Origin of the sequence: Psychrobacter sp. G, assembly GCF_000418305.1 — a bacterium.
GTDB lineage: Bacteria > Pseudomonadota > Gammaproteobacteria > Pseudomonadales > Moraxellaceae > Psychrobacter > Psychrobacter cryohalolentis.
Window position 1 is genome coordinate 2,095,543 of record NC_021661.1, and the last position, 25,248, is coordinate 2,120,790.

Genomic DNA, 25,248 nt, shown 5'->3' on the forward strand with positions numbered 1-25,248 from the left:
GGATGATATTCTGGACTCAGCGAGTTAAGGAACTTGCTGATTAATGGCCACATTGACTTGATTCTGCTCGACGCTTATCACCACAGGATTACCTGATAGATCACCTGACTCGGCAATGGCAGTACCACTATGACTGATGCGAGCAATGACAGCGAGTTGAACTTTTTCATCACGCGCAGATTTTAATGTGCGCTCTGGCATCATGGCATCTAAATCACTTAGGCTAACAGTTGCTTCGCCTTGCTTAATCACGCTAATCGGTAAACGCTTGGCGGCAAATGGCGGGCCACCTTTCACATCACGTATCGCGACAAACAACACATCTTCAGCTTTCACTAGTGGCAACAATGAACGATCAATAGAGACGGTGACTTCAATCCCTTCAGATGCTTGCTGCTCTTGTGCCGTGACATTGGCACTTAGCTCATCAAGACTGCTCAATGCTTGGGTATGGTCACCTGGTTTGGCAGCAATACTCTTACGTAACCGCTTAATCCAACCTTGCGCTTGTTCAAAATTATTACCGCGCGCCTCGCCCATTGCCATCAGCATTTGCGCACCTTCGTGCTGCGGATTTTTGGCAAGAACATCTTGCAGCACACGGCGGCTATTGGCATCAAGCTGACCTTTATTAGCAAAAAAGCTAATCTGCGCATAAGTGGTGGCGATTTCTTCGTTATCAGGCGACAGACGATAAGCACGAGACAAAGCTTCAATCGCTGAGTCAGTAGCTTCTAACGACAAAAATAGCTCTGATAAACGCATCCAGCGATCAGGGTCATCGGCATGACGATAGACGTTGGTCTGCATGGCACTGATCAACTGAGTACCATCTTCAATCGCCCAAGCGGGTGGCTGGTCAATCTTACCGGTCAATAAATTATCCGCCACTTGGGCAACTTTGTCTTCTGCTGCCCACAAATCAAATACTGGTGTACGATCACCGACCAAGAAATAAGCCAATGCTGCCAGCACAGGTACCCATACTATGATAATCAAACGACTCTTAATACCAGGCGCGACCATTGGGGTGACTTCACGCTGTGCATCCAATAGCTGACGCTCAAGCTCGATCTTTTGATTTTGATAATGGGCGTCATCAATTGTGCCGTTGTCTTTGTCTGATTGTAATTCTGTCAAACGTTCACGAAATACACCGATATTGATGTCTAGTAGCTGATTGTCAACAGGATTTTCTCGTAACCTTGAAGCTCGTAGCCAAGGTGTGATAACGATCACTGCCAGTACGAGTGCAATCAGTAAGCTTAGGGCAATAAATAAGCCAAAAGTAGAAAATAGGGTCATTTTTTGTCCTCTATGCTTGTGATGTCATGATCTGTTTTATTGCGATCAGCTCGTGATAACAGACGATCAAGTTCCGCTTCTTCTACTGCTGATAAGGCGGCGGCGCTGTCTACCAAGATGCCACTTTGACCACGCGCAATACGCTGACTGCGTTTGCTTTGCCAAAACCAGCCAACAATTAATGTAATTAATAATAATGGCGGAAAGAACCATAATATCCACGTTGAAGGACGTACGGGCGGCTTATAAGTGATAAAGTCGCCATAGCGCTCTTGCATATAAGCGCGAATCTCACCATCACTACGACCTTCTTTAATCATGTCATAGGTTTTTTGCTTTAAATCTTGGGCAATCGGCGCATCAGAACCTGCCAAGTTTTGGTTTTGACATTTTGGGCAGCGCAGTTCTTCAATAAGACCACGGTACTGGGCTTCTTGCTGCACTGAGTCAAAGTCATAGACATCAATGGCGGCATAAGCATTGATACTAAGCACGCCAAAAAGACAAGCAATGATCAAACTTGCCAAATTTTTCGTGATAGATTTTAATGGCATCATAATCATTTGCACGTCTCCTTAACTTGGTCAGGATCAGGGCTGACATTACTTTTATCAGCCTCATTGAGCACCATCAGACAAGGCGTGATACGGCTCTGCCAATTACTTTCATTAATCTCACCGACAATGTGCTGACGAATAATACCTTCACCATCGACCACAAAGGTTTCAGGTGCACCGGTCAAACCCAAATCTAAGGCAAACTGACCAGATAAGTCTTGGATAGACATCGAAAAAGGGTCACCGCCACGGTTTAAATAACCGAGGGCGTCGCCAATATCATCTTTGTAGTTGACGCCCACCAGATTGACGCCACGTTCCTCTAACTGCATTAAAAAAGGATGCTCAATGATACAAGTTGGGCACCAAGAGCCCCAAATATTCATCAAAAACGGCTGATCTGGCAGGTTGTCATTGGTCATGATACGGCTGGTATCGGACAATAACGGCAACTCAAAAGCGGGCACCGGACGCTCAAGAGCGGTATTAGTTACGATTTCGGTCGGCTGACCTAAACGGAAGTACAGCATGACTATAAAAGCGGCAAAGATTATCAACGGAATCAAAAACCATATTCTGATTTGGCTTTTTTTCATCGTTTGATTGCCTTTTTTATCAGTACCTTTTTGAGGAGACTTCTCTGATTGAGTCATCTTATTTCTCCCCTATTGTTGCCGTGGCATCTGTCGCATTGTTGCCATCTAAGTCAGCAACGGTCGCGAAACCTGACTTGCTTGCTGTAATTTGAGCGGGCGTCTTAGTTGTTTTGAGACGATAGCGCCTATCAAGCATACTCAATAGACCACCCAATGCCATAATAATAGCGCCGAGCCATATCCAGCGAATCAATGGCTTCACATAAATACGTACTGCCCATTGATTGCTACCCTCAGCGATAGGCTCACCAAGTGCGACATACAAGTCACGCATGAGGTTGGCATTAATTGCCGCCTCAGTCGTCGGCATCGTACTAATGATGTAAGTCCGTTTTTCAGGATGAAGTATCGTTACTGCCTTGCCCTTCTTAGTGACTGTGACCTCAGCTTGCGTTGCATCAAAGTTACTGCCTCTCGTCTCTCTTAAATCGGTTAATGCAAAGTCATAACCTTGGACATTAACCGTTTCACCAATCCTTAATGCCACATCACGCTCGATGCTTAAGGTACTAGTAAAGGCAACACCGATGACCGCTATAATAACGCCGATGTGAGCGGTCTGCTGACCCCAGTAACTCAAACGGAGCTTAGCTAAGCCCTTTAATAAGCTTGGGGCATTTTTGGTTTTGTCTTTAAAATCAACCACCATCCAGAACAATACCCAAAAGCTCACCGCTAGCGTCACACCAATATTGAGCATGGCAAATGGGCTAACAAAATAGGCAATGACTGCAGCTAAAACAAGGCTACTTGCCGCAATGACCATGCCAGCGCCTAAGAGCGGGCGACTGTCTTGTTTCCAGCGGATATTGGAACCCATGCCCATTGCTATCATTAATAGCCAAGTCAGTGGCACAAACAGTGCATTAAAGTACGGAGGACCTACGGATACCTGACCTAAATTGAAGGCGTCGGCAATGATAGGATAGAGCGTACCAAGTAATACCACTAAGGTCGCAATCAAAATGATGACATTGTTAATGACTAAAAATGACTCACGGGAAATCAGCTGATACTGACTCTCAATAGTCAGACGCCAGCCACGCACAGCGAACATCAATAAACCACCGCCCACAATAATGCCAAGAATCGCTAAAATCACTAAACCACGTGTAGGATCTGCGGCAAATGAATGCACAGAGGTAATAACCCCAGAGCGTACTAAGAATGTCCCAAGTAAGCTTAATGCAAAAGCAAAAATGGCCAGCATAATCGTCCACGCTTTAAAGACACCGCGTTTTTCAGTGACTGCCAGTGAATGGAGCAACGCCAAACCTGCCAACCAAGGCAATAGCGAAGCGTTTTCTACTGGATCCCAAAACCACCAGCCACCCCAACCAAGCTCGTAATACGCCCACCAAGAACCCAGTGCAATACCAATGGTTAAAAAGCCCCAAGCAGCCAATGCCCATGGACGTGACCAGCGTGTCCATACTGCATCTAAGCGACCTTCCCACAATGCTGCCATACAAAACGCAAACGGCACTACCATACCCACATAGCCCATATAAAGCATCGGCGGATGGATAATTAAACCAAAATCCTGTAAGACAGGGTTTAAGTCAGCACCATCCACGGGCAAGTTTGGCAAAGTGCGGTCAAACGGTGACGAGGTAAAGATAAGCATGGCCAGCATCATCATCTGTACAGCGGCTAATATCACCAATACACGTGCGCGCATCGACAATGGCAAACCACGACTAAAGTATGAGACCAAGGCACACCATGTTGCCATGATAGTCATCCATAGCAGCAGGGAGCCTTCATGCCCACCCCACGTTGCAGATAACTTATAATACCAAGGCAGCAAGGTATTCGAGTGCTGCGACACATAGACAAGGCTAAAGTCATTAAAATAAAAGCCTGCCATCAATGCGCCAAACGAGGTAATCATGGCGGCAAATTGCGCCCATGCCAAGCTCGGTGCCAAACGCTGCCAAGCAACATGGTCACGCATAACGCCTATCGTTGGTAATACTACCTGCAAAATCGCCAACATAAAGGCGGCTAGCACGGCAAAATAACCCAATTCTGTGATTAACATACGGTCTAACCTTGTTTACCTTAATACGGTCATTGTTTATTTTAGGGATTGGTATTGCAGGATAATCGAAAGTATCCAGTACTTGTTACTGCTTGTAGTTTAAGCGATTATTATTATCTAAATAACGCCCTAAGCCATTGCAGCTTAGGGCGCTTACAGCATGGTACATTAGCGTCAACTTGTCACGTTTCTGTATCCACTCTGTATGCGATGTGTATAAAAAGCATAAAACATTGCTTATCACTGCATGGCTGGGAAAAATACCAATACCAGATGCAGCCAACCTGCCAAAAATCCAGTCAAGCCGCCAAGCACAATTAGCGTCATCTCATCTTCACGAAAGGCAGGACGTAATAAGTTTTGGAATTCATCAGGCGTCAGCGCACGGATGCGATCACGAAACAGTCCAAATATCTTACTGGCACGACTTTCATTGAGCTCAGGGTCCCTTAGTGGCACCATCGTTGCAACGATAGATTTATCAATGATGGTATTTTTTAATTGCCCAAACTCGCGGCGACCCAGTCCTAATCGTAAAGTCGTATTAATCACTGGTGACTCTAAGACTTTATACAGATGCGACTTCATCAATTCACGCGTCTCAATAGCGCGGTCACCATACATCATCTCATTCATGATGTTCTCAAGCGTCACCAAATCTTTGACCACAATCTCAGCAAATACTTCAGATACCTCTTCTTGGCGCTTCATAAAGCCGCCTTGGAGTCGATATCGAGCGATATGCGGTAATTGTGGCTTAATAAAAGGAAAACGGCTCTGTAGCGCAAAAAACTTCACATAACGGATAAAATGCGGCTCTACAGGATTAAATACCATCCAAATCGCAATCCAATTGGTCAAAAAGCCCCAAATGGCCGCAAAGAATGGTACTGTCCAATGTTGCGGCACTACCAAGAATATAAACATTTGGATAATGCCGAAAATCAGCCCAATCAAAGCACTAATATGCCAAATAAAATTGATTTCTTTTTGTCCAACTTTTAAGAACATATTGACCATCAAACGACGATCACTTTCCATCTTATTGACAATCATCTTACGCATATCGACCAAATCTTCGACATGATAGGTCAAGTCAGTCACCAAAGATTGCATAATACTTGGCAGCTCTTGGTGCGCTTGGGCATAGACACGGCGCTTGAGTGCATAAGGCAAATTGCCCCACAGTGCTGGCGAATGATCAAGCATAATTTCATCAATCAAGTTTTCAAGGTTTTTATCAACCGCCTCAGTGATGAACAGCGCCATCTGATCTGGTTCCATAGCCTGAAAAAACTCATCAAGCGAGCCAAGCTTAGATAGCGTCTGATCAACAATCACGCCAGATATCTTACCCGCTTTTCTTGGCACAATACCTTGCCAGCCAAGACCCGGCAGCCCAAAGAATGGGAAATTAGGGATGCGTATACCGCGAAACTTAATCGGATAAAACAACATCTTGAGCGCCATCCAGACATGAACCCATGTCACAAATGCTGTCACCGGCGGAATGGTAAGCATGGCAAAAAACTCAGGGTGCTCAGCGATTGTTTGCCACAATGAAGTTACATCCATGACTTTATGTATCCTTGCCGTGATGATCGATGTTGACCAAATATTCTGAGCACATTAACAATGCTTAGCAATAAGAAGCCCTCTCCCCAATAACTACTACAAAATAAATCGCCTGATTTTAGCATACTTGCCATTCATTAGCACATGTAGACCCTAGGCAAGTTGTGACTAGAGATGACACGTTTTACACTGCTACTGTGGCACAAAAAATCCTTAAAATAATCTACTGGCGTATGACCAGTAACCGATTTAATAACTACTTTTTTCGAATTTACTTGGTGATTAGATCCATTGTGAAATGAGTCACCAACCACAGTCGTATGCATAATGATGCCACCTTTTATAACAGCGATAAAATAAATGACTGTCTACTGCGTCATCGCTTTTGATCTGTTATAATTTGCCGTTGTCGTTTGCGAGATGTTTGTAGATCTATGATGATAATATTTCAGATATTAAATGCTTCTTATATCACGCTATGTTGTTGAAAGTCCTTAGCTTATCCTTTATGCTCACCTCGCTTTGTCTACATGATATTTGACATGGTCGACTGCTACTTCATAAATACCTCCTTTGATAACTTTTTGATTTATTGTCTCACTGACTGTTTGGGTACTGACTTTATATGAACAAACCGCTCACTCCTGATACCGAACAGGTCAATCGCATTTTTACCAGTCGCATTCTAATTCTTGGATTAATCATATTTGTGGGCTTGCTAGGGCTAATAGTACGTTATGGATTTCTGCAAGTTTTTGCTCACGATAAATATACGACCCAAGCAGACAACAATCGCATCAAATTGATTTCTGCCCCACCAAGTCGTGGTTATATTTATGATCGCAACGGCGTTATCCTCGCTGACAATCAGCCGGTTTTTACCGCTATGCTCAGCCCTGATGAAGTCGAAAACCCTGAGCGTACCTTACAATTACTCGCGCCCATCTTTGATTTGACGGATGAAAATATCACCGATATTTTGGCGCGTGTGAGTAAAAGTAAAAATGATCCGGTAACCATAAAGATTGACTTAACCGAGGCGCAATTGGCGCAGTTTAGTGAACGCAAACCCTTTTTTCGCGGTGTTAGCATCCAAAGTAAGCTCACACGCTCATACCCGTATGATGAACTTTTTGCCCATGTTATTGGCTATGTCGGACGTATTAACGACAAAGAATCGAAGAGAATTAATAAAGATCGCTATGCCGGTACCGACCTTATCGGTAAGATTGGGATCGAAGATTATTATGAAGATATTTTACTTGGGCAACCCGGTTATCAGTCAGTAGAAACCAACGCGCACGGCAATGTGCTGCGTCAACTCGATACTAAGCCACCAATCGCCGGTAACGACATCACCTTAAGTTTAGATTATGGGTTGCAGGTTGTGGCGCAGCAGCAGCTTGATGGCAGGCGCGGTGCCATTGTGGCAATAGACCCCAAAACCGGCGATGTACTAGCCTTTGTCAGTAATCCAAGTTATGACCCAAACCCCTTCATCTCCGGCATCTCATTTAAAGACTATGATGATCTGCGTGAAGATTTGGATCAGCCGCTTTATAACCGTGCCCTACAAGGTACTTATCCACCGGGTTCAACCATCAAGCCCTTTGAAGCCCTAGGCGGTATTCATTATGGTCTACGTAACTGGGAAACCACTATCTACGACCCAGGTTATTTTAGCCTGCCAGGTGACTCCCACCGCTTTCGTGATTGGAAAAAAGGTGGTCATGGTACCGTCGATCTCAAAAAATCAATCGTAATGTCAGTCGATACTTATTATTATAAATTGGCGTATGAGATGGGCATTCAGCGCTTACATGACTGGATGGTACGTTTTGGCTTTGGCGAAGAAACTGGCATTGACTTGCCCAATGAAAAATCCGGAATTATGCCTTCACCAAAGTGGAAAAAAGACACGTACGATAAGGGTTGGTTACCGGGTGAGACCATCTCTGTCAGTATTGGTCAAGGCTATTTCTTAGCGACGCCACTACAGATTGCCAATGCAACGGCCATGACAGCGAGTAAAGGTCTTCATATTACTCCGCATCTCTTAAAAAGTAGTGACGGTGCGGCAGCAGTCGATGTCATCACCAAACCGGATGGCAAGATTGATTATAATGGCAAACCATCTGACTGGCTGCGTATGCATGATGCTATGGAGCAAACGGTCAAGGCAGGTACTGGACGCGGTATATACACACCGCGCTATCGTATCGCCGGTAAAACGGGCACCGCGCAAGTAAAATCCATTGCTCAGGGTAAAAGCTATAACAAATCCGCGCTGGATAAGCGCCACTGGGATCACGCTTGGTTTAATGGCTTTGCGCCAGTAGAAGATCCACAAATCGCCCTAGCGGTATTGGTCGAAAACGGCGGTGGTGGTAGTGTCGTTGCTGCTCCTATTGGGCGAGCCTTGTTTGATTATTGGGTATTACAGCGCGACACCAATCCTATTTTGCCGCCCACTGCTGATCAGCTAAAGGTTATTAAACGGCAAAAAACATTTGAGAAAGCCATGCGTGATGCGATACGTGAAAAAGAAGACAAAGCACTAGAAGCCGCAAAAGAACAGGCTCAAACCGCTACAACGACAGCGACTTCTGACTAACATATTCAGTATAGAGTAGATAACTAAGCTAATTTTATGAAAAAATCTTCAAGCGCGCGTAAGCCTAATAAAAATCAAAAAACCAAATCTATCACGGCTGGTGATGTACGTATTATCGGTGGTCAGTTTAAACGCCGTATCGTACGTTTTATTGATGCAGAAGGATTACGTCCGACCCCAGACCGGCTACGTGAGACCTTATTTAATTGGCTGATTTCTGATATTCATGACGCTCAAGTGCTTGATAGCTGCGCCGGTAGCGGCGTCTTAGGTTTTGAAGCCTTATCGCGCGGTGCTGCTCATTGTATTTTTATTGAAATGAATGCCGCCCAAACTCAAATGCTACGCCAAAGTGCCGAGATGTTACGTCTTGATAGTGATAACCATAAAATCATTCAGGGCACAGCCGAACAAGTTCTACAACAAAAGCAGCTTGTACCGCGTCCCTTTGATATCGTGTTTATAGATCCACCTTATGCTAAGGATTTATGGCAATCTATTTTGACCACTTTGTTTACCCAAAATCTAATCAATACAGACACGCTTATCTACCTAGAAGCGGATAAAGATTTAGATGAGCAATTGAGCCAACTGGCAACGGTTTTTAATACCACGCTAGCGCTGCAAAAAAACGATGAATCACAAACATTGTATTTTGATTGTCTGAAACAGACCAAAGTTGGACAAGTTGTTGCTGGACTTTATCGTCTATTATCGTCATAATTGTCCGGTTAATGAATTCTGTTAATAAAATTTATAAATGTTTAAAACCGCTAAAAAACTGGCCAACGCTGCAGTTTAATGTATATAAGGCGAAAATAAACCCCAATGCAGCTTGCAAGCGTAGGCGCTACTGCTTATAATGTGCAGTCTGTTTTTTGAGAGCCCCGTTCCCAGCTAAACTCTCAACGAATTCTAATTTTAAGGTTTTATCATGAAAACACTTAGTGCAAAACCAGCTGAAGTGACCCATGACTGGTATGTCGTAGATGCTGACGGCAAAACCCTTGGTCGCTTAGCCACTCAAATCGCTACTCGCTTACGTGGCAAGCATAAGCCATCTTTTACGCCGCACGTTGACACTGGTGACTTTATTGTTGTCATCAACGCTGACAAAATCACGGTAACGGGTAAAAAAGCGCAAGATAAAAAGTACTATCGTCACAGTGGCTACCCAGGTGGTATTAAAGAAACCAACTTCAGTAAACTGCTTGCACATAAGCCTGAAGATGTTCTACACAAAGCGGTTAAGGGTATGCTTCCAAAAGGTCCTCTTGGCTATGCGATGATCAAGAAGCTGAAACTTTATGCGGGTACTGAACATCCACATGAAGCACAGCAACCTAAAGCACTAGACATCTAAGGATACACTTATGGAACGCAATTACGGAACTGGTCGCCGCAAAACTTCTACCGCTCGTGTCTTTTTAGCGAAAGGTACTGGTAGCATTGTTGTTAACGGCAAACCACTTGATGAGTATTTCAGTCGCGAAACGTCGCGCATGGTTGTTCGTCAGCCTTTAGAATTACTTGATACCCCTACTGCTTATGACCTTTACATCACTGTAAAAGGCGGCGGTATTAGTGGTCAAGCTGGCGCAATCCGTCACGGCATTACGCGTGCATTGATTGAGCTTGACGAATCTAACAAACCTGCTCTAAAAGCAGCTGGCTTTGTTACTCGTGATTCACGTCAAGTTGAACGTAAGAAATTGGGTCTACGTAAAGCACGTAAACGTCCACAATTCTCAAAACGTTAATCAAAGCTATCTCTTATATTTCTGCAACTGCTGTCTTTATCTCAGAGCAACAGCTGCAGCATTAAATATAAGAATAGATTTGCAAAACCTTATAAGCTGTCCGCAGCTTATAAGGTTTTTTTATGCCTGATGCTTTTATAAAAAACGATTTTCATATATAACTATCTTGCCTATAAATCTGTCTTAACAAAGGATAAATCACCTTGCAAAGTCTCGCTTACTACCCCATCATAATCATAACTTTTCATTACTAGTAACAGTCTTATGAAAGCGCCTGAACAATACGATCCTAGCAAATCTGCCTCAAAGAGCAGCATGCCGCCACCAAGTATACAGCCGCCTGCTAAATCTCCGGCTCTACCTGTTGGCACACCGACGATTACCCAAACGCATAAGCAGACCGATCAAGCAGAAAAGAAACCTTTTGAATGGCAGTTTTTAATGCCTAAATATTGGGGTATTTGGCTATTATTTGCTATTTTTTTGCCGCTGATTTATCTACCGCTACGGTGGCAATTTTGGCTCGGTCGCAAGCTTGGTATTTTGATCTATACTATCGTAGGCTCACGCCGTCGTGATACCTTAATTAACCTCAAACTGGCATTTCCAGAAAAGCCAGAAGTGGAACGTGAGCTCATGGCAAAGCAAGTCTTTGTCAATCAGGGCATTGGCGTATTTGAAACCTTATGCGCTTGGTTCCGTCCGAATGTTTTTACCCGTACAGTGTCTATCTCAGGGTTACAGCACCTTGTTAATGTACAAAATGAGGGTCGCGCGGTCATCTTATTGGGTGCCCATTATACGATGCTTGATCTAGGCGGTATGCTCTGTACCCAGTTCTTCCCAATGGATGGTATGTATCGTCCGCAAAATAACGCATTGCTTGATTGGTTTATTTATAATGGGCGCACAAGTATTCTGAGTAAACAAATCTCCAACCGTGATATGCGTAGCCTTGTTAGCTCTCTTAAAAAGGGTCGTGTGATTTGGTATTCACCGGATCAAGATTACGGTTTAAAACAAGGGGTCATGGCGCCATTCTTTGGCGTACCAGCAGCAACTCTGACGGCAACGCGGCGATTGGCAACCTTAGGCAATAAAGTGCATCCACCAGCCGTAATGGCGCTGCATACTTATCGACAGACGCCAGATAATTTGCCACGTGGCAAACGCCCCCATTATCATCTGACGATTACGCCAGAGCTAGAGAACTATCCAAGTGATAACGAAGTGGCTGACGCTACTCGCGTTAATGAAGTACTAGAGGGCTTGATTCGTATTGATCCCACTCAGTGGATGTGGTTCCATCGCCGTTTTAAAAATGGTCCCGAAGGTCGTAGAGATATCTATAAGTAAGCTTTTATTCCGACGAAAATCACTGGCAAAATTTGCTATAATTTACAGCTAATATTTTTTGCTATTATCAGCAGATATATAACCATAAATTTATAATAATTTGATCAATAAATAACGGATTTCCCATGAGTAATAATCAGATTTTTGACAGCCAACCTACTATTAATAGCTCAGCAGCAGCCAAACGCATCCTTACTGGTATCAAACCGACTGGCACCCTACATCTGGGTAATTACGTTGGCGCGATTCGTCCAGCGATTCAGTCTATCCAAAACAGTGACGACGAAGCATTTTTCTTTTTAGCAGATTATCACGGTATTATTGGTTGTTATGACCCTGATATTATTCATGAATCGACCAAAGCCATTGCAGCAACTTGGATTGCCTGCGGTCTTGATCCACAGCGCGTGACTTTTTATCGGCAATCAGATGTGCCTGAAATCCCAGAACTTGCTTGGATATTGAACTGCTCATGTGCAAAAGGTCTCATGAATCGTGCGCACGCTTATAAAGCGTCAGTCGATATTAATATGGAAAAGGAAGATGTTGATCCCGATCAAGGTATTAACATGGGGCTGTTCGGCTATCCGGTACTGATGGCAGCCGATATCTTAATGTTCAATGCTACGCATGTGCCTGTTGGTCGTGATCAAATTCAGCATATCGAGATGGCTCGTGATATTGCTGGTACTTTTAATCATCGCTATAAGCCACTGTTTACGCTACCATCTGCTGTTGTAGATGACGATATCCCACTACTCACAGGTCTTGATGGTCGTAAGATGAGTAAGAGCTATAGCAATACCATTCCCCTATTTGGTGATCTAAATCCACAAGTTAGTGCTGAAAAGCAGATGCATAAAGCCATCATGAAGATCGTCACCAACTCGCAGTTGCCTGCTGAGCCAAAAGACCCTGGTGACTCTGCTATTTTCGAGATTTATAAAGCCTTTTCAACGCCTACTGAGATTGCCGATATGCGTGCGCAGTTTGCCGCTGGTATTGGCTGGGGCGATGCCAAACAAGCGTTGTTTGATAAAATCAATAATGAAGTTGCCCCATTCCGCGCACGTTATGAGGAACTGATGGCAAATCCAAAAGAGCTAGAAGAAATCCTACAGATGGGTGCAGAAAAAGCCCGCCGTCATAGTCGTAAGCAACTAGATAAGACCCGCCGCGCTATTGGTATCCGCCCACTTGCCAAACTTAAGTAAATTATTATTTATGATGACCATAGATTGCTATCATGCAAAGTAAGCGATTAATTGAGTCTAGCGCAGAGATTCATGATATGTCTCTGCGTATCTATCAGACGCCTGTACAGCATTTGCCAGAAGATCTGTATGTACCGCCGCAAGCGTTTGCTATTTGGCTTGAGCAGTTTGCAGGGCCATTAGACTTTTTATTGTATTTGGTTAAGAAAAACAACGTTGATTTGACACGAATGCCGATATTACCGATTACAGAGCAGTATTTGGCTTATATCAGTGAATTGGACACCAATCATTTTGAGTTGGCCGGTGACTATCTACTAATGGCATCAACCTTGATTGCGATCAAGACTGAGTTGTTACTTCCTAAACCAGAAACACCTACCGATGAGCGTGATCCAAAAGCTGAGCTGATTGAGCGTCTTGAAGAATACGCCCAAGTCAAAGCTGCCAGTCAACGTTTAGACAATTTAATTCGACTTGAGCGCGATGTGTTTTTGGCGATGGTCAGACCGCCAAGCCAAGACATCATGAATGCTGAGCTGCCAAACTATTCACCTACTCTATTGATTGATAGCTTGTTTAAGATGCAGTTGCAACCCGACTATCAGATGCATAGCATCAAGGTCGATGCTGTGCCACTTGCTGATCGTATCGCTAGTATCAGTCGCCAACTGAGTATGGACGGCACGCGCTCTTTTTATGAACTATTAGATAAAGCCCAAGGAAAAATAGGTGTGGTGGTCAGCTTTGTCGCGGTGCTTGAATTAATCAAGCGCCAACTGATTGGTGTGGTTGCTAATAATACGGACAGTCGTGTTAACACAGCAAATAACGCTGATATCAGCCTGCCGACTCATAGCGATTTACTCGGAAAATTGACGTTAGAATGGTTAGCATAATCCTAACTGGCTTTATAGTAAGTCTAAAATCATTAAACTGAAGAAGATTATATTGAAATGGCAGATATAGACGACCCTAAAGACCACCTACTATCTATTGAAGACATAAGCAAACAGATTGAAGTTTTACTTCATGCTTCAGAAGCACCCTTAACTACTAATCACTTAAAAAAACATCTCTCCTTGACGACTAATAAGTTAGAGCAGGCACTAGAACTGCTAAAGCAACGCTTAAATCTTGGCGTATTAAGTTTGCATCATACTGCCAGTGGTTATCGCTTGCAAATCGCTGATAGCCATAGCGCCTTAATACAGAGTGTCTTTCCCCAGCGTCAAGAACGTCTCAGCCAAGCCTTGCTAGAAACTTTGAGCGTTATCGCCTACAAGCAACCGGTGACCCGTAGCGATATAGAACATGTGCGCGGCGTGACGCTATCGAGCAACATATTGCGTCAATTGTTTGATAAAGGCTGGATTGAAGAAAATGGTTATAAAGAAACTTTAGGGCGTCCGGCATTACTGCATACTACGTCTCAATTCTTAGATGCTTTTGGACTGAGCCATTTAGATGAACTACCGCCCATGCCAGAGATAGACAGTATCAGAGCATCCTCCTAAATAAATCCGATAAAATACTCTTGCTCAATAAAAAAGGACACACCTATTAGGTATGTCCTTTTTATTATTCTAATCAGCTAGTTTAATAAATAAAATACTGATTACTTCTACTGATTGATAATATCAACACCTTTTGGCGGCGTAAACTTAAACTGATTGCTACTAATGCTTGGGTTCATTTTGATACCGCTAAACCTAATAGAGGTAGTCTGTCCTAAGCTATCATTTAACACCATCATCACAGGCTTACCACCGCTAAAGCTCATTGATAAGCTCTTAAAGCTAGCACTATCTGACTTTGGATACAGCACATAGTAGTTTTTATTGGCATATGGCTGGGTGATTTTAAAGTTCTTATCGATTTTACTTGGATCACCTGATAGTAATAGCGCTGGCGTATTACCCACTTGGCTGTCTACGTTTTGTTTAGTGGCTTGCTCCAAGTCCTTATCATAAACCCACATCGAGCTACCATTTGCCACAATCAGCTGCTCTGATGGAGATTTGGTTTCCCAGCGGAAATTATTTGGACGTTGTACGCTCATCGTACCACTGAACGTACCGCTATTAGCGCCCTTAGTCGTCTGGCTAAAGTTGGCCGTCATGCTCTTAGTATTGGTTAAAAGCTTATTTAAGCGCTTAGCTGCCGTTATATTGTCAGCTGGCGCTGCTGTCGCCGATTGCGTTATCGCCATCATAGGCGCTGCGACGCCAAGCGTAGTCATTAAGACGCCTGCCAATGCTCCGCCCATCATCTTTTGTTTTAGCGTTGTTGTCTGTTTAGTCGATTGATTAGTCAGTAAAGTCATTATAAATCCTCTCTAAAAATGCAAAATAGCATAAAAATAAAACGTTTTATCAAATTTTTGTTTTCGGTAAATGTTTATCATACGAGTACAAAACCGGTGTGATAAAACAATGAGGACAGTGTGCCAGTTTTTTTATTACGCGCCTAGTCATGATTTGCAATCATTACTACTGCTGGCATACAGGCTTGTAAATACAACAGTTACAAAGTAATAAATAGCCTTTATTGTAGTTTTAACCATTTTAATCAGTGGTTAACATAAGCTTATAAGCATAAAAAACCCCTACTACCAAACGGTAATAAGGGCTTTTTTAGTCATCAAATTATTTTATCTAAAAGATAAAACAATCTAGATGGGCAACTAGGCGCTTTCAACCATCACATAACGACGGTTAAATTTACCTTTGGTCGCAAACTTTACCACACCGTCATTTAGTGCAAATAAAGTATGGTCACGACCCATGCCAACACCTTCGCCGGCGTGGAATTCTGTACCACGTTGACGAACGATGATGTTACCAGCGACGATGGCTTGACCGCCAAAGATTTTTACGCCTAGCATTTTTGGGTTTGAATCACGACCATTACGGCTTGAACCGGCAGCTTTTTTATGTGCCATGAGAAAATCTCCTTGTTAATGTGACTTATCGCTAATGCGACAACTCTTAAGCTTTTAGTGCGTTATTAATCATCAATAAACTGACAATCGTTAATTAAGCATTAATCGCTTTGATTTTTAACAAGGTATACCATTGGCGGTGACCTTGCTCTTTGTGATAATGCTTACGACGGTTGTGCTTGACGATACGAATTTTTTCGCCGCGACCATGCTCAACAACTTCAACTTCAACACTAGCGCCTTCAACGATAGGCTGACCGATCTTGACAGTTTCACCATCAACAATCATCAACACATCTTCAAATTTGATTGTTTCGCCTGTTTCTGCTTTAAGTAATTCAACTTTAAGCAATTCATTAACGACTACACGGTGCTGTTTACCACCAGTTTTGATTACTGCGTACATTGTATGACTCCGTTTAACCCGTGTGCCGTGGCTGATATCATACCAACACTTCGACGACGAACACGACAGGGAAAAATTAAAGGCAAGATTTTACGGCTTTTTGCTGATAAAAGCAAGCCGCACCTCTTGTTTTTGTATGGTGGTGATACCAAAAATCTATACTCGTATCAGACACAATGTCATTGATTAATCAGCGCAATGTATATCGCTATTAATCAATGACTGCCTAATAACACGCAGAGATAGTGGTTAAAATCCAACAGCGGCTATTATAGCTTATCTAATCAGATACTTACAGTTTTTTGTAAATAGACATGTAATAAGTATCTATTCATTAGTCATCGTTGTTTAGATCACTTAGCTGCTAATAGCTACTTACCAGTGATTTGCTGATTTTCACCATAATAAACGCTGTAATATTCGCCTGAACCTCAAGCGCCGTATCGTATTTTGCTATACTTAAATCAACAATATCACTAGACAGCTATGCTATCATGCATAAAACGCTGGCTTTGCTAAGTATCACTATTAAAAGTATCGCTATTAAAATATTCTTTATTTTTATTGGTATGATTATCTATTATGACTTGTACTCCTTTATCTAAAACCGCTGCGCCATTAATCAATCTATCGTCTACACCAACCTATGCTGATATCCAGAGCATTGTGGCTGATGATTTCGATATTATGGACAAACAAGTGTTTGGCAGCCTTAATTCCAAAGTTAAGCTGGTGATGAATGTCTCACAGCACGTGATTAACGCTGGCGGCAAACGTATGCGCCCATTAATTACCTTGTTATGCGCGCGAATGCTTAATGATGAGCCATCGAAGCAAGCCATGCATTTGGCAGCGATTACTGAGATGCTGCATACGGCAACCTTGGTACATGATGATGTGATTGATGAATCAGGACAGCGCCGTGGTAAGCCTACTGCCAATGCCACTTGGGATAATGCGACAGCTGTCTTGGTCGGCGATTATTTGATTGCTCGCGCTTTTAATTTGTTAGTGGGCTTTCAAAGCTTGCCACTATTGCAAGTGTTTTCAGACGGTACTTGTGATATTGCTGAAGGTGAAGTATTACAACTGCAGCATCAGCATAATCCTGAAGCAACTGAGCAAGATTACCTCAATATCATCGATGGTAAGACTTCACGATTATTTATGATGGCAACTCAAGGCGCTGCGATTTTGCAAGGTCAAACGCAGCATTTGCAAGCATTGGCTGATTTTGGTCAGCACTTTGGCAATGCTTTTCAAATTGTCGATGACGTGCTTGATTACAGTGGCGATAGTGCGCTGATGGGTAAAAATCTCGGCGATGATCTAGCTGAAGGCAAACCTACTCTACCTACTATTAAAGCACTCGAACTACTCAAAGACAGCAACAAAGAAGGCTATGAGCAGCTGCGTATCGCCGTCCAAACGGGCAAAACCCCCAATGCAGAACAGTTAATCGCCTTAGTACGCCATTCAGGCTCACTAGATTACTGTAAACAGCGGGCTTTAGAAGAAACAAAGCTTGCCCAACAAGCACTCGGCAGTTTGCCGGATAATCGCTATCGTCAGGGCCTATACCAGTTGACTGAACTTGCCAGTGCTCGCTTATTATAATTATCAAATAACAACGCTTAGTTATTATTTATATTGCTACTACATTGATAAGACTCAAATCGATACTGCTTATATTGATATAAGCAGTTAAATGTTTTTATTGCTAAATTTTTACTTAATTATTGCTATAGCAATGTTTTTCTGAACAGACTAAATATTGCTTCTTATGTGTCTCCCTTTATTAATAATGCACTTCTATATTTTTTAAATAAACAAAATTTAACAATGTTATCACTAACTAACCAATGTAAATTTTGCCCTTCATTTTTAGCGTAATGCTTGTGTTTTCAATAGGTTCTAATCTTTTATTATCATAAACGGCAATGATAGCCGCCAGAAACGGTTTTTTTCGCCTTGACTGTGGGGTATACCCTATAGTTTATAATCTCTTATTAAATTTACTTATCCGGTTATTGAGCATTCAATGTACTGTGATAACGATAAATGCCTAATAGTTTTTTATATTTTCTACGTTAAGATGTATCCATAAACTTTTTATATTGTCACTATTTATTATTATATGATATTTATATTGCCGAGGACATTGATGAAGCACTCTTATCTTGCGCTTGTAATAGCAACTGTACTATCTGGAGCTGTACTGGTTGGCTGTGACAAAAAAGAGGATGCCGCTGGCGACGCGGCGGCGGCACAGCAACAAATGCCGCCCTCCGTCGTCAACGTTCAGACTGTTACTTTTGATACCGTACCACAAGTACAGACTTTTGCTGGACGTACAGCGGCTTATCAAACCGCTGACGTCCGCCCACAGGTAAACGGCATTATCGACGAAGTGTTGTTCCGTGAGGGCAGCAACGTCAAAAAAGGTCAACCTTTATATCGCATCAATACGGATAACTATGCGACGTCTATTACCAGTGGTCAGGCGGCAATAGCCCAAGCAGAAGCCAACTATCAGACGGCATTGGCTAATAATGCCAATGCAAAAGCGGATTTGGCCAGCCGTCAAGCGTCATTATCACAAGCACAAAATGATTTGCAACGTCTGCAAGGTTTGGTGGCTATTGATGCCATCTCAAAGCAGCAATACGATCAAGCACAAACCGCTGTGCGTACTGCACAAGCAGCTGTCCAAAGCGCCAATGCTGCTATCGGTCAATCACAAGCCGGTATTGAAAGCGCAAAAGCAGGTATCCAAACGGCGAAGGCTGGGTTGCAAGCGAGCACTTTAGATCTCAATCGTACCATCGTACGTGCGCCTATCTCAGGTCGTACAGATCGTTCTAGCGTCACTGCCGGTACATTGGTTAGCTCAGGTCAACCTACTCCTTTAGTAACTATCTCACGCCTAGATCCTATCTATGTCGATATCAGTCAATCATCTTCTGAACTGCTTAAATTGCGTCAGCAGATCTCTGCAGGCAAAGCAAAAACTGGTATGAATTCAGTTGAATTGGTGTTAGAGGATGGTTCAACCTATCCTGTACGTGGCGAGTTGGCATTGTCAGAGGCGAAAGTCGATGAATCAACAGGGGCAGTGACCTTACGTGCCATCTTCCCAAATAACAGCAATATCTTATTACCCGGTATGTATGTCACTGCGCGCTTAACCCAAAGCGTCATTACCAATGCGGCATTAATTCCGCAAAGCGCAGTCACACGTACACCTAAGAGTGAAACGCAAGTCTATATCGTCGATGAAAACAACAAAATCCAAGTTCGTCCGGTCACGATTAATGGTACTTATCAAGGACAATGGGTAGTCACTGACGGTCTTCAAGCTGGCGACAAAGTCGTGATTATTGGTGGCGCAAAAGTGAAGCCTGAACAAGAGGTTATTGCGAAGCCATTAGAAAATCCAAACCCTGCGCCTGCTGCAAAAGAGGCTGCTGCCAAAACACCGCAGCAAGCTGCACAATCAGCTGCCAAATAATTCCATTCAAAGCTAGGAAGACTTAGGGATTTACTATGTCACGTTTTTTTATTGATCGCCCTATTTTTGCATGGGTGATGGCTATTTTAGTCATGCTTATCGGGATAATATCGGTTATTAACCTACCGATCGAGCAGTATCCACGTATTGCACCACCGACCATCTCAGTCAGTGCCAGCTATCCTGGTGCTAACGCACAAACTGTCGAGAACTCAGTCATACAGATCATTGAACAACGTATGAAGGGTCTTGATGGTCTGATGTATATGTCGTCATCGAGCTCGTCAAATGGTAGCGCCTCAGTGACGCTTACCTTTGAGAATGGTACTGATTCTGATACCGCACAAGTACAAGTACAGAACAAACTGCAAGCAGCGATGAGCTCCTTGCCTGAGTCTGTTCAGCGTCAGGGCGTCAACGTCAATAAATCGTCTAGCAGCTTTTTGATGGTGCAAGCATTTATTTCTGAAGATGGCACTATGGATCGAGCGGATATTGCCGATTACATTAATTCCAATGTCGTCGATTCGATCAGTCGTGTAGAGGGTGTGGGGGAAGTTCAAGTCTTCGGTTCTACCTATGCGATGCGTGTATGGCTTGACCCTTCACGCCTACGCAGCTATAACATGGTACCGTCTGATGTCGTCAATGCAATACGAGCGCAGAACGCGCAAGTATCTGCTGGTCAGCTAGGTCAAGCACCTGCTGATACCGATCAACAGGTTATCAATGCCACCGTTACAGTGCAAAGCTATCTACAAACACCTGAAGAATTCCAAAATATTCTGTTAAAAACAGATACCTCAGGTGCCCAAGTACGCTTAGGCGATGTGGCAGATGTCGAAATCGGTAGTGCAGACTATAGTGTAGTATCGCTATATAACGGTCAAGAAGCTGCCGCTTTGGGTATTTCACTCGCAGGTGGTGCTAACGCGCTTGAGACTCGTGAAGCCGTTGGCGCACGTATGGCGGAGCTAGAAAAAAACTTCCCAATTGGTCTAGCCTCAGTCGTTCCTTATGACACCACGCCATTCGTACGCTTGTCTATCGAACAAGTCGTCATGACCCTCATTGAGGCGATTGTGTTGGTATTTATCGTCATGTTCATTTTTTTACAGAACTGGCGTGCAACTATTATTCCAACGCTTGCCGTACCTGTCGTTTTACTGGGCACGTTTGCAGTGCTTTATGTAGCGGGCTTTAGTATCAACGTGCTGACCATGTTTGCGATGGTACTATCCATCGGTCTATTGGTCGATGATGCGATCGTTGTGGTAGAGAACGTTGAACGTATCTTAGAAGAAGATCCTCATATTTCTATTAAAGATGCGACCATTCAATCGATGGGTGAGATTAGTAAGATTGTTATCGGTATTGCTTTGATTCTATCAGCAGTATTTGTACCGATGGCCTTCTTCGGGGGTTCAACGGGCGTAATTTACCGTCAGTTCTCCATTACTTTGATTACTGCTATGGTGTTATCAGCCATTGTCGCCCTTGTTTTCACCCCTGCGCTATGCGTGACCTTATTAAAACGTGGCAAGAGCCATGAAAAAGGCAACGAAGAAAAGCAAAAAGGCTTCTTTGGCTGGTTTAACCGCTCATTCTTTAAGCTTAGTCATTCATACGAAGGCTTTGTCGGTAAAAGCTTTCGCTTCAAATGGTTATATTTGATTGGTTATGCGGCCATTATTGGCGTCATGGTGGTGGTATTCTTACGTATTCCCGGCTCATTTTTACCAGAAGAAGATCAAGGTATTATGTTTACCTTGGTTCAGCTTCCTGCCGGTTCGACGTTAGATGAAACACAAGAAGTGCTCGATAAAGTGAGTAACTACTACACCACACAAGAAGCTGATAATATCGCCTCCGTCTTTACCATTGCAGGCTTCAGCTTTGCAGGTCAAGGGCAAAATATGGGACTGGCATTCGTTCGCTTGTCAGATTGGGAAGCGCGTTCCGGTGATGAGAACACCGCTCAGGCTGTTGCTGGTCGAGCAATGGGTTACTTCTTTACTCAATTAAATGAAGCGCAAGTTTTTGCGATTGTACCGCCAGCCATTACCGAACTTGGTAACGCCAGTGGTTTTGATTTAATGATTCAAGATAATGGTAACCTTGGTCACGACGGGCTACTTGAAGCACGAAACATGCTGCTAGGCATGGCAGCGCAAAACGATCAAGTCGCTGGTGTACGCCCTAACGGTCAGGAAGATTCACCGCAGCTTAAGGTGAATATCAACCAAGAGCAAGCCGCCGCTTATGGCTTGTCACTAGGTAATATCAATAGCGTTATCTCCACCGCTTGGGGCTCAAGCTACGTGAATGACTTCATTGATCGTGGCCGTATTAAACGCGTCTTTGTTCAAGGTGAAGCGAGTAGCCGCACCAATCCGGATGATATTGGTAAATGGTACGTACGAAATGAAATGGGCGATATGATCTCATTTAATGCTTTTTCGACCAGTGAATGGCAATCAGGCTCACCACGTTTGACTCGCTACAACAGCTTACCGTCTATGAACATCCAAGGTAGTGCTGCGCCCGGTCTAAGTACTGGTGAAGCGATGAGCTCGATGGAAGCGATGATCGAAAAGCTACCTGAGGGTGTCGGTTACGAGTGGACGGGTATGTCACTAGAAGAGCAAAAGTCAGGCGCGCAAGCACCGATGCTCTACGCGCTTTCAATCTTAGTGGTATTCTTATGTTTGGCCGCTTTGTATGAAAGCTGGTCTATCCCCTTCTCTGTCCTACTGGTCATTCCACTTGGGGTATTAGGGGCAGTCATATTTACGTGGTTACGAGGTTTCGCCAACGATATTTACCTGCAAGTAGGTCTATTGACGGTGGTTGGTCTATCGGCCAAAAACGCCATCTTGATTATCGAGTTTGCTAAAGAGCATCAAGAGGAAGGCTATAGTCTAAAAGAGGCAGTCATGACAGCAGCACGCCAACGTCTGCGCCCCATTATCATGACCTCGCTTGCCTTTGGTCTAGGTGTTGTGCCATTATTCTTGGCGAGCGGTCCAGGTTCAGGCAGTCAAAATGCCATTGGTACCAGTGTGGTTGGCGGCGTCGTAACGGCGACCCTCTTAGGCATCTTCTTTATCCCGATGTTCTACATCTGGATACGCAGTGTGTTCCCTCACAAGTATGACAACAATAAGCCAAATAATGGTGGGAGTACGCCTGGCGGCTCTAATCCGAACAATCCAGACAGTCCAGTTGGACCAACAGAGTATAATGAGCCACCGATCATACACGTTGACGACGATATGCAAAACATGACGCTCTCTAAGAGAGCTCAGCCTGCAAGCTTTGGAGATAATACACAATGAGTTTAAGTTATTTTGTTACCCCCAACTCAGCAACTAAGGCAGTCTCTTTGACTGCCCGCGTTCGCCAAAATAGCGGTCGTTTGCTTGGCTTAACGGCTTTGGCATTCAGCATGGCGGCTTGTAATACCATTCCAAAGGCTGATACACGTCCTATATTGGCGGTGCCTAATATTCCGATCGAACAAACCTATGGCGCGTTTGATAAAGAGACCGTTAGTAGCGCTGAGCAAGCCAGTCTTGCTAGTCAACGCTGGCAGAACTTTTACAGCGATGAGCGTTTAAAGGGTCTGATTGCTCTAGGTTTAGAGAACAATAAAGACTTTGAAAGTGCTCGTTTAGCGATTGAAAAAGCCCGTGCACAATATCAAATTACTGATATCAATGATCTACCTCGCATTGATGGTAATGCTGGCTATTCACGCGCGCGTCAACGCGGACAAACAGGCGATAACTATAACGTTAACCTTGGTCTTACCAATTATGAGCTCGACTTTTGGGGTAAAATTGCCAGCTTAAAAGATCAAGCGTTGCAGAACTTTTTATCAACGACAGCGGCAAAAGACGCGACCCAGATCAGTCTGATTAGTAACATTGCTCAAAGCTATGCCAATTTGAGCTATAGCTTGGCGCAGCTACAACTGGCAGAAGCGACTGTAGAGAGCCGTGAGAAATCGCTATTTATTGCTAGCAAACGCTTTGAAGCCGGTATTGATCCTAAGCTGCCCTCTTTGCAATCTAGCGCCTCACTTGAAAATGCCCGACTTGCCGTTTTACGTGCCCAAAGCAGTATTTTAAAATCACGTAATGCATTGCAGTTTTTAGTTGGTGGACCGATTCCAACCAATCTGATTCCAACGCCTGCGGTCAGTAATATCACAAGTCAGCAGGTATTTAGTGCTGGCTTGCCAAGTGAGCTGCTACGCTATCGTCCTGATGTGTTGCAAGCAGAATATAATCTAAAATCAGCTGGTGCGAATATCGAAGTGGCGCGTGCGTCTTACTACCCTTCTATCAGCTTAGCCAGTAATGTTGGTTTAAGCAGCGGCAGTTTAAATGACTTGTTTAAAAGTGGTTCTGTCGGCTGGTCATTCGGTCCAAGTATTAGTGTTCCTATCTTTGATGCTGGTCGTTTAGATGCCAATTATGATGTGGCACAAATCGAGCGTAAGCAGACCCTTGCAGGCTATGAGCGCTCAATTCAAACAGCTTTCCGTGAAGTGTCTGATGTCTTAGCCACCCGTGCAACTTTGGGCGAGCAGTTAGAGGCGCAGTATCGTTTGCAAGACAACTTTGAGCAAACGTATCAGATTGCTGATGCGCGATTTAAAGCAGGTATCTCAAACTATTTAGACGTTCTTGATGCTCAGCGTTCGTTATTTTCAACACAGCAAGGCATTTTGGATTTAGAGCTGCAGAAAATCATCAGCCAAATCGAGCTTTATCAAGTATTGGGTGGCGGTGCCAATCTAGATGTACCTACCGTGATTCCTGTACCGCAACATAGAAATCTGGTACAAGTAGTCAATGCAGCTGCCAATAGTAACAAGGCAAAAGCTACTGATGCTATCGATGCGGCAAGTTCTGCGCGTGTGGTTTCTGCTCAAGAAGCCCTCGCCATTAAACAGGCACAGCCAGTAGAAAAATCGACCTTTAAGCCAACGGCTGTGGTCGATATCAATAATGATGGCAAGACTGATGCTGCTCTCGGGGTGATTGTTGAAGAAACCACTGTTCCTGAAAGCAATGTCGAGCAAGTACCAGTCACGCAGATTATTGAGCCATAAATCTTTATAAAGCCCTAAGCGTGTAACGTACTTTTATCGCGTTGATAGTCGATAACTACAATCAGCCCTACCGACTCATTATAGTAAGTCGATAGGGCTTTTGCTTTTTATAGTGCTTTTGCTTTTCATAGCTGGTATTGGGTATAGTATCGACATTGTGTGACGTACCTTTTTAAAAACCTTA

20 protein-coding genes are annotated in these 25,248 nt (G+C 43.7%); 12 read left to right on the top strand and 8 right to left on the bottom strand.

Annotated elements, in window-relative coordinates:
• Positions 1-24: 24 nt before the first annotated feature.
• From ccmI to PSYCG_RS08650, 5 genes are all read right to left on the bottom strand, one after another.
• Positions 25-1,305 (bottom strand): c-type cytochrome biogenesis protein CcmI, encoded by a 1,281-nt coding sequence (gene ccmI / locus PSYCG_RS08630; RefSeq protein WP_020443830.1) that lies wholly within the window; start codon positions 1,303-1,305, stop codon positions 25-27.
• Positions 1,302-1,868 carry a cytochrome c-type biogenesis protein gene (locus PSYCG_RS08635; protein WP_020443831.1) on the bottom strand — a complete coding sequence of 189 codons (567 nt, stop codon included), beginning with the start codon at positions 1,866-1,868 and terminating at the stop codon, positions 1,302-1,304. The genes ccmI and PSYCG_RS08635 overlap by 4 nt, the downstream gene beginning before the upstream one ends.
• Positions 1,865-2,515: a DsbE family thiol:disulfide interchange protein gene (locus tag PSYCG_RS08640; RefSeq protein WP_020443832.1), complete on the bottom strand. Its 651-nt coding sequence runs from the start codon at positions 2,513-2,515 to the stop codon at positions 1,865-1,867. Before PSYCG_RS08640 ends, PSYCG_RS08635 begins: the two co-directional genes overlap by 4 nt.
• 1 nt (position 2,516) lies before the next feature.
• Positions 2,517-4,562 (bottom strand): heme lyase CcmF/NrfE family subunit, encoded by a 2,046-nt coding sequence (locus PSYCG_RS08645; RefSeq protein WP_020443833.1) that lies wholly within the window; start codon positions 4,560-4,562, stop codon positions 2,517-2,519.
• Positions 4,563-4,802: 240 nt separating this feature from the next.
• Entirely contained in the window at positions 4,803-6,137 is a 1,335-nt protein-coding gene (locus PSYCG_RS08650) for a membrane protein (RefSeq protein ID WP_020443834.1), read from the bottom strand.
• A 625-nt stretch (positions 6,138-6,762) separates the two neighbouring features.
• On the opposite strand from PSYCG_RS08650, the gene mrdA reads away from it, so the two are divergent.
• From mrdA to scpB, 8 genes are all read left to right on the top strand, one after another.
• Complete coding sequence (gene mrdA / locus PSYCG_RS08655) at positions 6,763-8,751, top strand: penicillin-binding protein 2 (RefSeq protein ID WP_020443835.1); 1,989 nt, start codon at positions 6,763-6,765, stop codon at positions 8,749-8,751.
• Positions 8,752-8,787: 36 nt separating this feature from the next.
• Positions 8,788-9,474, top strand: a complete 687-nt coding sequence (gene rsmD / locus PSYCG_RS08660) for a 16S rRNA (guanine(966)-N(2))-methyltransferase RsmD (RefSeq protein WP_020443836.1) — start codon at positions 8,788-8,790, stop codon at positions 9,472-9,474.
• Between the two features lie 211 nt (positions 9,475-9,685).
• Entirely contained in the window at positions 9,686-10,114 is a 429-nt protein-coding gene (gene rplM, locus PSYCG_RS08665) for a 50S ribosomal protein L13 (protein WP_010199223.1), read from the top strand.
• Positions 10,115-10,124: 10 nt separating this feature from the next.
• Positions 10,125-10,511, top strand: a complete 387-nt coding sequence (gene rpsI / locus PSYCG_RS08670) for a 30S ribosomal protein S9 (protein ID WP_011514071.1) — start codon at positions 10,125-10,127, stop codon at positions 10,509-10,511.
• A gap of 264 nt (positions 10,512-10,775) precedes the next feature.
• The gene (locus tag PSYCG_RS08675; protein ID WP_041772286.1) at positions 10,776-11,867 is read left to right on the top strand and encodes a lipid A biosynthesis acyltransferase; all 1,092 of its coding nucleotides are present in this window, start codon (positions 10,776-10,778) and stop codon (positions 11,865-11,867) included.
• A 125-nt stretch (positions 11,868-11,992) separates the two neighbouring features.
• Positions 11,993-13,081: a tryptophan--tRNA ligase gene (gene trpS / locus PSYCG_RS08680; protein WP_020443839.1), complete on the top strand. Its 1,089-nt coding sequence runs from the start codon at positions 11,993-11,995 to the stop codon at positions 13,079-13,081.
• 32 nt (positions 13,082-13,113) lie between these two features.
• Positions 13,114-13,980 (top strand): segregation and condensation protein A, encoded by an 867-nt coding sequence (locus PSYCG_RS08685; protein ID WP_020443840.1) that lies wholly within the window; start codon positions 13,114-13,116, stop codon positions 13,978-13,980.
• A gap of 57 nt (positions 13,981-14,037) precedes the next feature.
• Positions 14,038-14,598 carry an SMC-Scp complex subunit ScpB gene (gene scpB, locus PSYCG_RS08690; protein ID WP_020443841.1) on the top strand — a complete coding sequence of 187 codons (561 nt, stop codon included), beginning with the start codon at positions 14,038-14,040 and terminating at the stop codon, positions 14,596-14,598.
• A gap of 107 nt (positions 14,599-14,705) precedes the next feature.
• Here scpB and lolA read toward each other — a convergent pair whose 3' ends face one another.
• From lolA to rplU, 3 genes are all read right to left on the bottom strand, one after another.
• Positions 14,706-15,407, bottom strand: coding sequence for an outer membrane lipoprotein chaperone LolA (lolA, locus tag PSYCG_RS08695; RefSeq protein WP_020443842.1), 702 nt, complete (start codon positions 15,405-15,407; stop codon positions 14,706-14,708).
• A 360-nt stretch (positions 15,408-15,767) separates the two neighbouring features.
• The gene (gene rpmA / locus PSYCG_RS08700; RefSeq protein ID WP_010199200.1) at positions 15,768-16,025 is read right to left on the bottom strand and encodes a 50S ribosomal protein L27; all 258 of its coding nucleotides are present in this window, start codon (positions 16,023-16,025) and stop codon (positions 15,768-15,770) included.
• 94 nt (positions 16,026-16,119) lie between these two features.
• Positions 16,120-16,431 carry a 50S ribosomal protein L21 gene (gene rplU / locus PSYCG_RS08705; RefSeq protein WP_011280837.1) on the bottom strand — a complete coding sequence of 104 codons (312 nt, stop codon included), beginning with the start codon at positions 16,429-16,431 and terminating at the stop codon, positions 16,120-16,122.
• Between the two features lie 687 nt (positions 16,432-17,118).
• Here rplU and PSYCG_RS08710 point away from each other — a divergent pair.
• The 4 genes from PSYCG_RS08710 (at position 17,119) to PSYCG_RS08725 (ending at position 25,064) form a co-directional block, all read left to right on the top strand.
• Complete coding sequence (locus PSYCG_RS08710; RefSeq protein WP_413771535.1) at positions 17,119-18,048, top strand: polyprenyl synthetase family protein; 930 nt, start codon at positions 17,119-17,121, stop codon at positions 18,046-18,048.
• Between the two features lie 547 nt (positions 18,049-18,595).
• Positions 18,596-19,942 (top strand): efflux RND transporter periplasmic adaptor subunit, encoded by a 1,347-nt coding sequence (locus PSYCG_RS08715; protein ID WP_020443844.1) that lies wholly within the window; start codon positions 18,596-18,598, stop codon positions 19,940-19,942.
• Between the two features lie 35 nt (positions 19,943-19,977).
• Positions 19,978-23,280 (top strand): efflux RND transporter permease subunit, encoded by a 3,303-nt coding sequence (locus PSYCG_RS08720; protein WP_020443845.1) that lies wholly within the window; start codon positions 19,978-19,980, stop codon positions 23,278-23,280.
• Positions 23,277-25,064 carry an efflux transporter outer membrane subunit gene (locus PSYCG_RS08725; protein WP_020443846.1) on the top strand — a complete coding sequence of 596 codons (1,788 nt, stop codon included), beginning with the start codon at positions 23,277-23,279 and terminating at the stop codon, positions 25,062-25,064. The genes PSYCG_RS08720 and PSYCG_RS08725 overlap by 4 nt, the downstream gene beginning before the upstream one ends.
• The last annotated feature ends 184 nt before the right edge of the window (positions 25,065-25,248 follow it).